The sequence below is a fragment of the Peteryoungia desertarenae genome, from assembly GCF_005860795.2.
Classification (GTDB): Bacteria; Pseudomonadota; Alphaproteobacteria; order Rhizobiales; family Rhizobiaceae; genus Allorhizobium; species Allorhizobium desertarenae.
Genome location: NZ_CP058350.1, coordinates 251,611 through 265,332 on the forward strand (window position 1 = coordinate 251,611; position 13,722 = coordinate 265,332).

The 13,722-nt window shown below is 59.7% G+C and carries 12 protein-coding genes; 7 read left to right on the forward strand and 5 right to left on the reverse strand.

Translation table 11 applies throughout. From position 1 onward, the window contains the following. Positions 1–15: 15 nt before the first annotated feature. Together map and FE840_RS01180 are read right to left on the reverse strand one after the other, a co-directional pair. Positions 16–765, reverse strand: coding sequence for a type I methionyl aminopeptidase (gene map / locus FE840_RS01175; RefSeq protein WP_138288828.1), 750 nt, complete (start codon positions 763–765; stop codon positions 16–18). Positions 766–806: 41 nt separating this feature from the next. Further along, complete coding sequence (locus tag FE840_RS01180) at positions 807–1,853, reverse strand: LLM class flavin-dependent oxidoreductase (protein WP_138288827.1); 1,047 nt, start codon at positions 1,851–1,853, stop codon at positions 807–809. Between the two features lie 233 nt (positions 1,854–2,086). Between FE840_RS01180 and FE840_RS01185 the strand changes: the two genes are divergently transcribed. The 3 genes from FE840_RS01185 (at position 2,087) to xdhB (ending at position 7,225) form a co-directional block, all read left to right on the forward strand. Continuing rightward, complete coding sequence (locus tag FE840_RS01185; protein ID WP_138288826.1) at positions 2,087–2,860, forward strand: 3-hydroxybutyrate dehydrogenase; 774 nt, start codon at positions 2,087–2,089, stop codon at positions 2,858–2,860. A 25-nt stretch (positions 2,861–2,885) separates the two neighbouring features. Beyond that, positions 2,886–4,355 (forward strand): xanthine dehydrogenase small subunit, encoded by a 1,470-nt coding sequence (xdhA, locus tag FE840_RS01190; protein ID WP_138288825.1) that lies wholly within the window; start codon positions 2,886–2,888, stop codon positions 4,353–4,355. 533 nt (positions 4,356–4,888) lie between these two features. Then, complete coding sequence (xdhB, locus tag FE840_RS01195) at positions 4,889–7,225, forward strand: xanthine dehydrogenase molybdopterin binding subunit (RefSeq protein WP_138288824.1); 2,337 nt, start codon at positions 4,889–4,891, stop codon at positions 7,223–7,225. Positions 7,226–7,231: 6 nt separating this feature from the next. Here xdhB and FE840_RS01200 read toward each other — a convergent pair whose 3' ends face one another. Continuing rightward, complete coding sequence (locus FE840_RS01200; protein WP_138288823.1) at positions 7,232–8,113, reverse strand: hypothetical protein; 882 nt, start codon at positions 8,111–8,113, stop codon at positions 7,232–7,234. 128 nt (positions 8,114–8,241) lie between these two features. Between FE840_RS01200 and xdhC the strand changes: the two genes are divergently transcribed. Then, on the forward strand, positions 8,242–9,048 hold the full coding sequence (gene xdhC, locus FE840_RS01205) for a xanthine dehydrogenase accessory protein XdhC (RefSeq protein WP_138288822.1): 807 nt from the start codon (positions 8,242–8,244) through the stop codon (positions 9,046–9,048). 157 nt (positions 9,049–9,205) lie between these two features. On the opposite strand, the gene FE840_RS01210 is transcribed toward xdhC, so the two are convergent. Further along, positions 9,206–9,382: a hypothetical protein gene (locus tag FE840_RS01210; RefSeq protein ID WP_171033785.1), complete on the reverse strand. Its 177-nt coding sequence runs from the start codon at positions 9,380–9,382 to the stop codon at positions 9,206–9,208. On the opposite strand from FE840_RS01210, the gene FE840_RS01215 reads away from it, so the two are divergent. The 3 genes from FE840_RS01215 (at position 9,381) to guaD (ending at position 13,032) form a co-directional block, all read left to right on the forward strand. After that, complete coding sequence (locus FE840_RS01215) at positions 9,381–10,283, forward strand: LysR substrate-binding domain-containing protein (RefSeq protein WP_138288821.1); 903 nt, start codon at positions 9,381–9,383, stop codon at positions 10,281–10,283. The two genes, FE840_RS01210 and FE840_RS01215, sit on opposite strands and share 2 nt — an antisense overlap. Positions 10,284–10,489: 206 nt before the next feature. Further along, positions 10,490–11,725, forward strand: a complete 1,236-nt coding sequence (gene puuD / locus FE840_RS01220) for a urate hydroxylase PuuD (RefSeq protein ID WP_138288820.1) — start codon at positions 10,490–10,492, stop codon at positions 11,723–11,725. Continuing rightward, the gene (guaD, locus tag FE840_RS01225; RefSeq protein ID WP_138288819.1) at positions 11,722–13,032 is read left to right on the forward strand and encodes a guanine deaminase; all 1,311 of its coding nucleotides are present in this window, start codon (positions 11,722–11,724) and stop codon (positions 13,030–13,032) included. The genes puuD and guaD overlap by 4 nt, the downstream gene beginning before the upstream one ends. 34 nt (positions 13,033–13,066) lie before the next feature. Here the strand turns inward: guaD and FE840_RS01230 are convergent, their stop codons facing one another. Next, on the reverse strand, positions 13,067–13,492 hold the full coding sequence (locus tag FE840_RS01230) for a tetratricopeptide repeat protein (RefSeq protein WP_171033784.1): 426 nt from the start codon (positions 13,490–13,492) through the stop codon (positions 13,067–13,069). Positions 13,493–13,722: the final 230 nt, after the last annotated feature.

Here is a 13,722-nt window from a genome sequence, read left to right on the forward strand (position 1 = left end):
CTGGCGGGGTGAGTGTTATTCCGCCAGCGTCAGCACCACAGGTCCGTTCTTCGTGACGACGATTGTATGCTCAAATTGCACTGTCGGCGCACTCGGATCTGCATAGAGCGTCCATGGGTCATCACCATCTTCAGCCCAATGACCGCCCAGAGACAGGAAGGGCTCCACGGTGAAGACCAGCCCCTCCTCCATCATCCGCGTTTCGTCCGGATCCGGCCATGTGGAAAGCTCGGTCGGCTCCTCATGCAGTGAGCGCCCGATGCCGTGGCTCGCCAGGTTCGTGATCAGCGTATAGCGGTTCTTCTTGGCAAAGGCGCCGATCGAGTTGCCGATATCGGCCAGCGGCCGACCGGTCTTCACCTGGTTCAGGCCGACCCAGAGCGCCCGCTTGCCGTCGCGAAGCAGCCGTTCGAGCTTGGCCGTACCAGGAGGCACGATGAAGGACGAGCCGGTATCGCCGAAATAGCCGTGCTTTTCGCCGGACACGTCGATATTCACGAGATCGCCGGCCTTGATCACCCGGTCGCCGGGAATGCCATGAGCGATCTCTTCATTCACGGAGATACAGGTCGCACCCGGAAACTGATAGCAGAGCTCCGGCGCCGACTGCGCGCCGTTCTCCTCAAGAACCCTGCGCCCGATCCGGTCGAGCTCGCGCGTCGTGATGCCGGGTTCCAGCGCCGCCGCCATGGTCTTCACCGCCGTCGCGCAGATGCGCCCGATGTCTTTCAGACGGACAAGGTCCTCTTCGGTTTCGACGATCATGGCAGTCCTTCGATGGCTAAACAGCGGGGATAAGCGCTGCCTTAGGCGGCAGACGCCTTCTCCGTCAACGCCTTCCGAACCAGCGGGGCGACTTTTGTTCCGAAGAGTTCGATGCCGCGCATGATATCCTTGTGCGGCATCGGGCCGATCGCCATCTGCATCAGGAAGCGGTCGTTCTTGAAGATGCCATGCAAGGCGACAATCTTTTCGGCCACCGTTTCCGGATCGCCGACGAAGAGTGCGCCGCGCGGGCCGCGCGAGGCATCGAACTGCGCCCGGCTGGTGGGGCCCCAGCCGCGCTCGCGACCGATGCGGTTCATCACGACGGCCTGCGGCTCGTAGAAGATGTCGGCTGCCGACTGCACAGTATCATGGATGAAGCCATGCACGTTGATGCTGGTCTTCAACTGCTTCGGATCGACACCGGCCTTGGCGGCGCTCTGGCGGTAGAGATCGAAGAAGGGCGCAAACCGATGCGGCTCACCGCCAATGATGGCAAGCGCCAGCGGCAGGCCGAGATAACCGGCACGCGCCGCTGACTGTGGCGTGCCGCCGATCGCGATCCACAGCGGCAGGAGATCCTGCAGCGGACGCGGGTAGACACCTCGCGCTTGGATTGGCTTGCGGGTCTGACCTTCCCAGGTCACCACCTCGTTTTCGCGGATCTCCATCAAAAGCTGCAGCTTTTCGGCAAACAACAGGTCATAATCTTCGAGATCATAGCCGAAGAGCGGAAAGCTCTCGATGAAGGAGCCGCGACCGACCATCAACTCGGTGCGCCCACCGGAGAGCAGGTCAACCGTTGCATATTGCTGGAATACGCGCACCGGATCGTCGGAGGAAAGAACCGAGACGGCGCTGGTCAGCCGGATTTTCTTCGTCTGCACGGCAGCGGCCGCAAGGATCGTCGCTGGGGAAGACGCCATATAGTCTGGGCGATGATGTTCGCCGAGGCCGAAGACATCGAGACCGACCTCATCGGCGAGCTTGATCTCGGCGAGCAGCTCGTCCACGCGTCGCTTGTCTTCCGCACCCTTGTTGGCGGCCTTCGGATCGACGTCGGCGAAAGTGTAAAGTCCCAGTTCCATGGCGTGCCTCGCGTGTTTGTCGGGCAGGAAGTAATCGAACGCCACAAACGTTACAAATGATCTCGTGGTGACGCTGTGTCCTTGTGCTGGAAACAGCAATCCCCAGATAGAGTTGGCGAGCCAGCGGCAGACGCCACCCGTCCGAAAATCACGATTGCCAGCCCGAGGGCTTTGGGCATAACTTCTTTATCTGTTGCGGCGCAGCAGCAGATCGCATGAAGGGAGTATCAAGCATGACCAGAACCGTCGTCGTCACCGGATCGACCAGCGGGATCGGGCTCGGCATCGCGAAAGCCTTTGCCGCCGAAGGCGCAAACCTCGTCATCAACGGCTTCGGCCCCGCAGACGAGATCGAAGCGAACCGCAAGGCACTCGAAGCCCATGGCGGCAAGGCGATCTATCATGGTGCCGACATGACCAAGCCGGCGGAGATCGCCGACCTGATCGCGACAGCCGAGAACACCTTCGGTGGCGTCGATGTCCTCGTCAACAATGCCGGCATCCAGCATGTCTCGCCGGTCGAGGATTTCCCGATCGACAAATGGGACCAGATCATCGCGATCAACCTGACAAGCTCCTTCCACACGATCCGAGCCGCAGTGCCCGGCATGAAGGCAAACAAGAAGGGCCGCATCATCAATGTCGCCTCGGCGCATGCGCTGGTCGCCTCCCCTTACAAGTCGGCCTATGTCGCGGCCAAACACGGCATCATGGGCCTCACCAAGTCGGTCGCCCTAGAACTGGCGGAATTCGGCATTACCATCAACGCGATCTGCCCCGGCTATGTGCTGACACCGCTCGTGGAAAAGCAGATCCCCGACACGGCCAAGGCCCGTGGCATTTCCGAGGAACAGGTGAAGACGGACGTGATGCTGCGCCTGCAGGCGACGAAGGAGTTCGTCGCCATCGAGGAGGTCGCGGCAACCGCCATCTTCCTCGCCAGCGACGCGGCCAAGCAGATCACCGGCACCTCCATTTCGATCGATGGCGGCTGGACCGCGCAGTAACGCGCCCCGCAGAAAAAGGCAGTTCATGACCAGCATTCGTTTCATCCTGAATGGCGAAGATGTCGCCCTTTCCAGCCTCGATCCGACTGAGACGCTGCTCGACTTCCTGCGCCTGAAGCGCCGGTTGACCGGCTCCAAGGAAGGCTGCGCGGAAGGCGATTGTGGCGCCTGCACGGTGCTGGTCGGGCGGCTCGTCGGCGGTCGGCTGAGTTATGAGACGGTCAATGCCTGCATCCGCTTCGTCGGCTCGCTGAACGCCACCCATGTGGTGACCGTCGAGCATTTGGCCGCGAAAGACGGCACGCTGCATCCGGTACAGCAGGCCATGGTCGACTGTCACGGCTCGCAATGCGGCTTCTGCACGCCGGGCTTCGTCATGTCGCTCTATGGGCTGTGGCTCACCTCGGAGAACCCCAGCCGTGCCGAGATCGAGCGCGCGCTACAGGGCAATCTCTGTCGTTGCACGGGCTACGAGCCGATCGTCAAGGCCGCCGAACAGGTCGGTCAGATCCGCCCGTCCTCCCTCTTCGACCCGCTGGAACGCGAGCGCGCCAATATCATCGCACGGCTGGAAGAACTTGCGACCCGCGAGACGATCGCGATCACAGGCCCCGATGGCCGGCGCCTCGTCGTGCCCGGCAGCGTTGAAGGTCTGGCCGAAACGCTCGCCGCCCATCCCAAGGCGACCGTGGTTGCCGGTGCGACCGATGTCGGTCTCTGGGTCACCAAGCAGATGCGCGTGCTGGACCCGGTGGTCTTTATCAACCACCTGGAAGACCTGCAGAAGATTACCGTCACGCCTGACGGCATCACCATGGGTGCCGGCGTCAGTTATTCCAGCGCCCTGAACGTCTTGAGAAAAGAGAGCCCCGCCTTCGGTCGCCTGATCGAGCGCATCGGCGGCCAGCAGGTGCGCAACATGGGCACGATCGGCGGCAATGTCGCCAATGGCTCGCCGATCGGCGACTCACCCCCCGCCCTGATCGCGCTCTCCGCCACCGTCACCCTGCGCTCTGCCAAGGGCACCCGCACCATGCCGCTCGAAGACTATTTCATCGACTACGGCAAACAGGACCGCCAACCGGGCGAATTCGTCGAAAGCATGTTTGTCCCGCGCCCGAAAGCTTCGAGTCATGTCGCCGTCTACAAGATCTCCAAGCGCCGCGACGAGGATATCTCGGCGCTTTGCGGCGCCTTCCACCTCGAAACCGATGCGGCTGGTATCGTCACCCACATCCGCATCGCCTTCGGCGGCATGGCGGCCACCCCGAAACGCGCGCGGTCGGTTGAAGCTGCGCTCTATGGCAAGCCTTTCATCCAGGCGACCGTCGAAGCCGCCCGCGACGCCTTCGACCTCGACTACAAGCCGCTCACCGACTGGCGCGCCACGGCGGAATATCGCCAGCTGACGGCGAAGAACCTGCTGACGCGGTTTTTTCTAGAAGTGTCCGGCACGCCGCAGGAGCTGCAGCGCTTTGCGGTGGAGGAGGCGTGATGATGGACACACCCCGACATCTCATGGCGAACCGACTCTCGGGTTCGCTGACATGTGAACAACTTGAGACGGTTGCGAGCAGTGAGGACTACTCAGGGAGCGTCTCATGCACGTAATAGCCACGGTCTTTACCGCCACGCTAAGTAGCATGGTCGTTGCTCTGACATTCCATGCGTTTACAGTTTCGCAGGAACGGAGCATCGTGAACGATTGGATGCCGGACGGCACCCTCTTACTCGTCGCAAGATCTGAAACATGTCCATCCGGATGGAACAGTCGAGCTTCCGTACTGGCAAAACTTGACTATGAAACCAGTGATGACTTTTCGTTTCAGGATTTTGACTATGTGTCCCGGACATCCAACCCTCAGGTTATTCGCTTGAGGACTTGCGTGAAAACGGACTGAAGCCCAGCGCCTTATCTTAGGGTGCCTTGAATAGAACGACGATCCCGAGCGCTACTACCGCTGGGACAAGAAAGACAAAGCCGGGCCGAGGGGACACGCACCCCTGAGGTTGGAGAAGGAGGCCCTCATGGATAAGGCGACCTACGAGACGACAAAATACATCAAGGGGCCGATGCACCAGTCGCTGAGGCATGATTCAGCGCACAAGCATGTCGCCGGAAGTGCCGAATATATCGACGATATGCCCGAACCGGCAGGCCTCCTGCACGGCGCGCTTGGCATGGCAGATCGCGCCCATTCGGAAATCCTGTCGATCGATCTTTCGGCGGTGAAGACCTATCCCGGCGTGGTCGATGTCCTGACCGCTGCCGACATCACCGGCGTCAATGATGTCTCCTCCGGCGGCCGCCACGACGAGCCGCTGATTGCGACAGACAAGGTTGAGTTCCACGGCCAGACCATCTTCGCCGTCATTGCAGAAACCCGCGATGCGGCCCGCAAGGCGGCGCGGCTCGCCAAGGTCGAATACCGCGACCTGCCCTTCTGGACCGATATCGACGGCGCGCTGGAGAATGGCGCACCGCTCGTCACGCCGGGCATGACGCTGAAGCGGGGCACGCCGGAGACCGAGCTCGATAAGGCAAAGCATCGCATCAAGAGTTCGATGCGCATCGGCGGCCAGGAGCATTTCTATCTGGAAAGCCATATCGCGCTCGCGATTCCGGGCGAGGACGACGATGTCACCGTATGGTCCTCCACCCAGCACCCCTCGGAAATCCAGCACATCGTCGGTCATGTGCTCGACATCCCCTCCAACGCGATCACCGTCAACACACGCCGCATGGGCGGCGGCTTCGGCGGCAAGGAAACCCAGGGCAACCAGTTTGCAGCCCTTGCCGCACTCGCCGCCAAGAAGCTGAAGCGCGCCGTAAAATTCCGCCCCGACCGCGACGAGGACATGGGCGTCACCGGCAAGCGCCACGACTTCAAGATGGATTTCGATGTCGCCTTCGATGATGACGGAAAGATCCACGCCATCGAGGCCAACTTCGCCGCCCGCTGCGGTTATTCCTCGGACCTGTCAGGCCCAGTCACCGACCGCGCCCTCTTCCATGCCGATTCCAGCTATTTCTATCCGCATGTGAAGCTGACCTCGCAGCCACTGAAAACCCACACCGTCTCTAACACCGCCTATCGCGGCTTTGGGGGACCCCAGGGCATGCTGGGCGCCGAGCGGGTGATCGAGGAGATCGCCTATGCTTTGGCTAAGGACCCGCTGGAGGTCCGAAAGGCCAATTTCTATGGCGAGAAGGGTTCGGGCCGCGATGTGACGCCCTACCACCAGCAGGTGGAAGATAACATCATCCTGAGGGTCGTCGAGGAACTGGAAACCTCCTGCGACTACCAGGCGCGCCGCCTGGCGATCATCGACTTCAACAAGACAAGCCCCGTCATCAAGAAGGGCATCGCCCTCACCCCGGTGAAATTCGGCATTTCCTTCACCATGACCGCCTTCAACCAGGCGGGCGCGCTCGTCCATATCTATCAGGACGGCTCGATCCATCTGAACCATGGCGGCACCGAAATGGGCCAGGGCCTCTATACGAAGGTGGCACAGGTCGTCGCCGACTGCTTCCAGGTCGATGTCGACACGGTGAAGATCACGGCGACGACGACCGGCAAAGTGCCGAACACCTCCGCGACCGCCGCGTCGTCCGGCTCGGACCTGAACGGCATGGCGGCATGGGATGCCGCCCGGCAGATCAAGGAACGGCTGGTCGCCTTTGCCACCGAGAAGTATGCGGTCCCGGCCTCGGAGGTCGAATTCCTGCCCAACCGGGTGCGCGTGGGCGACCAGATCTTCACCTTCGGCGATTTCGTCAAACAGGCCTATTTCGGCCGCGTCCAGCTCTCGGCTGCAGGCTTTTACAAGACGCCCAAAATCCACTGGGACCGCGCCGCCGGTCGCGGCACGCCCTTCTATTACTACGCCTATGGCGCCGCATGCTCGGAAGTCTCGATCGACACGCTGACGGGCGAATATCTGATGGACCGCACCGATATTCTGCACGATGTCGGCAAGTCACTGAATCCGGCCATCGACATCGGCCAGATCGAAGGCGGCTTCGTCCAGGGCATGGGCTGGCTGACGACGGAAGAACTCTGGTGGGACGGCAAGGGACGGCTTCGCACCCACGCCCCCTCCACCTATAAGATCCCGCTCGCCTCCGACCGACCGAAGATCTTCAACACGCGGCTTGTCCCCTGGTCTGAAAACACCGAACCCACCATCGGCCGCTCCAAGGCCGTCGGCGAGCCACCCTTCATGCTGGCGATTTCGGTGCTAGAAGCCCTGTCGATGGCCGTGGCATCGGTCGCCGACTACCGGATCTGCCCGAGGCTAGACGCACCGGCCACGCCGGAGCGCGTGCTGATGGCGGTGGAGAGGTTGAAGCGGGCGTGAGTGCCGTCAGCGGATGACGGACCGCAGCATGTAGAGAAAAGCGGCGAGGATCAGCACCGGCAGGACCAGAAGCTTCACCAGATAGGCAACCGCAATACCTATAGAGGCATTGAAGAGATCGTTGGATATGGCGACACCGACATTGATCACGGCAACATTGGCCGCAACTGTCGCTGCCATGTCTGACGCTGATTGTAGTGTTCCGCTAAAGGCCGAGCCGAGGCGGCCGAATAGCTGGCCGTCCCCGGCCTGTTGGTCGACCGAAGGCAAATTCTCCTTCGGCGCGCCCACCTGTTGCTCGACCTGAGCCAGAGCAGAATTGCCCTGCATGCGCTCGAAAACTTCAGTCGCGTTGGTCCACGCCTCTTCGGTGATAACACCACCGGCATAGAAGGCAACCGTATAGGAGGCAGGCAACAGGATCGCACCCAAAAGACCAAGCACGAGAAAAGATCGTGCGAGCCGGTCGATCAGCTTGGGGACGCGTTGCATCGAGACTGTCAGGGCCGCGCACAGCAATGCAAAGACCGCAAGTCCCGCAGCCGCCACCTTGGCAAGAGGCACGAGCACAACGGACAGAATGCCCGAGATGATGGCCAGATAGAACAAAAGATCGACCATCCTCTCAATGGTGTTGATGACCGGTTGCAGCAATTGTCCTGGACTTGCCGTCACCGAGGCAACGCCAACGCCGCCCGAGACATCGGCATCACGTGCAATACTCATGACGGAATTTGCAATGCGCAGAGTGCCATACAGCGCTCCACTGCCAATCATCACGTCATGGCTGAAGCGCGCAGCGACATCCGCCAGCGGGTTCACGAAGAAGATCACGACGGCGATAATTGCAACCATGACCCAGACGATTGCAGCCTTGTTTCTGGTCATTATGCCTCCTCTTTGCGCCTGCCTGGCCGCGCATATCCGAATATGAAGTGCAAACAATGTCGCACTCCGCAACAAACAGAAGCATGCTCTGTCCAGTTCCCGTTTCACGATGCTAGAATGACATCATCATGATGGTCAAAGATCTCCGACATTTTCTTGCCGCCCATTCGGCCAGCGTTCTTGTGGAAGTGGCTGAAGCCAAGGGCTCAACCCCTCGTGACGCCGGCACAATCATGCTGGTGGCGCCGAATTCATTGCTTGGGACTATTGGCGGCGGACAACTGGAATACTTGGCCATAGATCACGCCCGACGCATTTTGGCAGGCGAGACGCTGCCCCTGACCCTTGATATTCCCCTTGGTCCGGAGATCGGTCAGTGCTGTGGGGGCCGCACGCTGATTGGATTTCGCGTCGTGGACGCGGGTATCGCTGCAGAAGTGGAGGGACGCCTCCAGTATGAAATGGCGGGTGCTCCCGAAGTCATGGTTTTTGGCGCCGGTCACGTGGGCCTCGCTTTGGCCCGGGCGCTGGCCCCTCTCCCGCTCAAAGTCACACTCATAGACTCCCGTCCGGCAATCGACGGTGAGGCTCCCCGGGACATCACCTTCCGCCGTGTCGCCATGCCAGAAGCCGAGGTTGGGACACTTCAGGCAGGGTCGGCAGTGGTCATCCTGACCCACGACCATGCCCTCGATTTCCTGGTCGCGCGCGAAGCACTGTCAAGGGGTGACCTTGCCTATGTCGGCATGATCGGCTCGAAGACCAAACGTGCCACCTTCTCGTCCTTCCTCAGACAAGAGGGCTTGAGCCCTTCTCTTCTGGACCAGTTGACCCTACCGATTGGTGGTTCTGATGTGAGAGATAAACGCCCCGCCGTCATCGCCGCTCTGGTTGCCGCAGAACTGCTCGGCGTACTCCTGAAGAAGCGCCCATAAGCGCCATCAGTGGGGCAATGAACGATGACCGAGCCGCCGGCTATGCTGCCAGAATTCATTCTCGCGACGATCAGTCGGTTCATCCATCCCGAGACCAACGTCACGCAGAATATGGTCGGGCACATCTGACCTCGGCACCGTGATGCGCCCTTTCTTTCTAAGGCTCATCCAATCGATCAGTCTTTGGAACAAGGGCACAAATCTGCCCGCAGCAGAAACCGTCATCAGTCCGCCCTACAAGAATTTCTGTTGATGTTAGGTGCCAGAAATGCGCTTGTTTTTTCAGAGTTTCCAATTCAATCTTCAGCTTCTGCCATAAAGAGGACTGATCCATGAAACTCTCCCGACAACTACCGCTTCACGCGCTTCGCGTCTTTGAAGCGGTAGCGCGCCTGTCGAGCTTTACCAAAGCCGGTGAAGAGCTCGGCATGACCCAGACGGCGGTCAGCTATCAGATCAAGCTTCTGGAGGAGCATCTGGGGGAAAAGCTTTTCTTTCGCCTTCCGAGGCGCATTGAAATGACTGAGATCGGACATAGGCTGCTGCCCAAGATCTCGGATGCCTTCAACCTACTGCAGGAAGCCATACTGAGCGCCACACGTCGGGATGATGAGGTTCTGGAGATCCACTCTTCGCCAACCTTCGCCTCCCAATGGCTTGCAAAGACGCTGGGCAGCTTTCAGCTGGAATATCCCAATATCGCGGTCAGGCTGCTGCGCGGCTCAATGTTGACAGACTTCAACCGGGAACCCGCTGACGTCGCAATCCGCGTCGGTCAGGGTCCCTGGCCAGGCCTCACCTGCCGTGAATTGATCAGACTGAGCTACACACCGATGCTCAGTCCAAAACTCGCGGCCAGCATTGGTGGCATCGAAAAGCCTGCGGATCTATTGAAATTGCCATGGATCAGCGATGCTGACACACGCTGGCGTGACTGGTTCCTGCTGGCCGGTCTTGAGGCCCCACCGCGATCTGTAGGAAAGCTGGATGCCCTCGGCGTGCTTGACCTTGAAGCAGGAGCCGCTTTGGCAGGCCATGGCGTCGCCATGCTGAGCCCCTTTTACGTCCAGGATGAACTGCTGTCAGGACGACTGATCCAGCCATTCGATATCAGTTGGACAGACGAAAACACCTATTGGCTCGTCTACCCGCAGTCACGACGGCATCAACCAAAGATCAAGGCGTTCGAAACATGGCTTGTGAATGCTCTTGGTGTCGACAGCCAGGCGCAATGAAAAGGGAAATCTTGCGGACGTGCATCCCGAAACATTGGTCCTGCGGTCAAAGGCTAAAGCTTCACCAAATAGTTCCCAGATCCAAACATGTACACAGCGGGACACGAAAGCCGCCAAAAACGAAGGACTGCGCTGCTTTGCCCCTTCCCTTGTCGAATTGAATTCGACAAGGTAGTCGGCCGGGAGGCCGACATGGGGAACTTTGAATGTATGAATATGCGATCGCCTGGGAATGGTTATCCTTTGCCGTCCGCTGGCTTCACGTGATCACGGCTATCGCCTGGATCGGCTCGTCCTTCTATTTCATCGCACTGGATCTCGGCCTGGTGAAACGACCTGGATTGCCGGTCGGTGCGTATGGTGAGGAATGGCAGGTGCATGGCGGCGGCTTCTATCACATCCAGAAATATCTGGTGGCGCCCGCCTCGATGCCCGAGCACCTCACATGGTTCAAATGGGAAAGCTATGCCACCTGGCTCTCGGGCTTTGCGCTCCTGGCTATCGTCTATTACGGCGGCGCCGATCTCTTTCTGATAGACCGCACTGTGCTCGACATCGAACCCTGGCAGGCAATTGCCCTTTCAGTTGGCTCCTTGGCCGTCGGCTGGATCCTCTATGACCTGCTCTGCAAGTCCCCGCTTGGCAAGAATACCTGGGGTCTGATGGTCTTCCTATACCTCGTGCTCGTCGCGATGGCCTGGGGTTACACGCAGATCTTTTCAGGTCGAGCCGCCTTCCTGCATCTTGGTGCGTTTACCGCGACCATCATGTCGGCCAATGTCTTCTTCATTATCATACCCAACCAAAAGATCGTCGTTGCTGACCTGATTGCGGGCCGCACACCAGATCCGAAATACGGCGTGATCGCCAAGCAGCGCTCGCTGCACAACAACTACCTGACGCTCCCCGTCATCTTCTTCATGCTGTCAAACCATTACCCGCTGGCCTTTGCCACGGAGTTCAACTGGATCATTGCCTCCCTCGTCTTCCTGATGGGCGTCACAATCCGCCACTGGTTCAACACGACCCATGCCCGCAAGGGAAAGCCGACCTGGACATGGCTCGTCACTCTGCTTCTTTTCATCGCAATCATGTGGCTGTCGACTGTTCCAAAGGTGCTGACCGGCGAGGAGGAGATATCCCTGTCTGCGCGTCAGCAGGTTTTTGTCGAAAACGAGCATTTCATAGCTGTGCGTGATGTCGTACAGGGACGCTGTTCGATGTGCCATGCAGCCGAGCCCGTCTGGGAAGGCATTTTGCATGCACCGAAGAATGTTAAACTCGAAACGGACGGCGAAATCGCCGCCCATGCCCGCGAAATCTACCTCCAGGCAGGCCGCAGCCACGCGATGCCCCCCGGAAACATAACCGACCTGTCCGAAGAAGACCGCAGATTGCTCGTGGCCTGGTTCGAGACGGCGGTCCAAGGCAAGACAGAATGACCCATACCCTTATCCGCGGTCGCCTTCTCTCCTTCCGGCATATGCCAGAGCATGCAGGCGACACGGACAGCTATGTCTATGAAGAAGACGGCGCACTACTGTTGACCGACGGCAAGATCGTCGCTGTCGGCGGCTATGATACCGTCAAGGCCAGGGCCAGCGCGGACGTAAGTGAGATCGATCACCGCCCGCATCTGATACTGCCCGGCCTGATCGATTGCCACGTGCATTTCCCGCAGATGCAGGTGATCGCCTCCTACGCCGCCAACCTGCTGGAGTGGCTCAACACCTACACCTTCCCCGAGGAATGCCGCTTCGTCGAGTCGGCCCATGCCGAGCGCATCGCAACGCGGTTTTTCGACGAACTCTTACGCCAGGGCACGACGACAGCCGTTGCCTATTGCTCCGTGCACAAGACCTCTGCCGACGCCTTCTTCGCCGAGAGCCTACGGCGCGGCACGCTGATGATCGGCGGTAAGGTGATGATGGACCGCAATGCGCCACAAGGCCTGCTCGACACACCGCAGCTCGGCTATGACGAGACGCGCGCAGTCATTGAGCAATGGCATGGGCGCGGTCGCAACCACGTCGCCATCACGCCCCGTTTCGCCATCACCTCGACGCCCGACCAAATGGCGATGACGCAGAAACTGGCGGAAGAATTTCCCGACCTGCATATCCAGACGCATCTGTCCGAGAACCACGACGAGATCCGCTACACTTGCGAGCTCTATCCGGATGCCACTGATTATACGGATATCTATGCCCGCTACGGCCTCTTGCGGAAAAAGGCGCTTTTCGGCCATGCTATCCATCTGTCGGATCGTGAAGCAGATGCCATGGCGGAGAGTGGCGCGGTCGCAGTGCATTGCCCGACCTCGAACCTCTTCCTGGGCTCCGGTCTCTTTCCGCTAAAGGCGATCAAGCGCCGCGAAAAGCCTGTGACCGTCGCAGTCGCCACCGATATCGGCGGCGGCTCCAGCTATTCGATGTTCAAGACCATGGACGAGGCCTACAAGATTCAGCAGTTGCTCGGCGAGCGCATGAACCCGCTTGAAAGCTTCTACCACATGACGCTGGGCAACGCCGTCGCACTCGACCTCGCCGACAGGATCGGCACGCTGGACGAAGGCACCGATGCGGATATCGTCGTGCTGAACGCCGCCGCAACACCGGCGATGCGGCTTCGCATGGAAACGGTGACCTCGCTATCGGAGGAGCTGTTCCTGCTGCAGACGCTAGGCGACGATCGCGCTGTGGTCGAAACCTATGTGGCCGGCAAGGCGAGCAAAAGCATCCTGACGTAAACCGAACTCCGGAGCGACTGGCTTGTGAACGGGTCTAATACCCGGCGATCCGGATGGCTTCTGCGAGCTCCTGGTAGGCCTCGCAGTCGACACCGCAAATCTGTGCAATCGTGCGCAATTCCTCGCGTGCAAGCGCCGGACGTTGCAGCATCAGATAGGCTTCGCCGAGATAGGCGCGCGCTTCGACATAGTAAGGCGATAGCAGCAGTGCGCGCTTGTAATAGGTTACGGCTTCCTCCGGGCGCCCGAGCTTGCGTGTCGCAAAGCCCCGATAGTTGAAGTAGCGGGCGTTGTTTTTCGCCGTGATCTGATCCAGCAGTGCCAGGGCTTCGGCAAAGCGCTCATCATCAATAAAGACACGAGCCTGTTTCAGACGCCCCTCGTCTGTCACGGCGCTCGGGTCATCGATGCAGCGCGAACTGGAGGGGTCAGAGATTTGCCCAAGCGGACAACTGGCCACGGGATCGTCCTCAGGCAGGATAGCCGAAGCGGTCCCCGCCCACGCGATCATTCCGGCCAAAATGACAATTTGGATTATGCGTAAACGCATCCGTTCCTCTTCTCCCACGATCCGCATCACCATCCTCCCCAATTAATGTACGCGCGACAAGTGCATGTGACCGATCTGAAGATGTTGCAGTGGAACGAAAAGACAAACACAGCTCCATATGGATAGACAGCAAGGTCTTC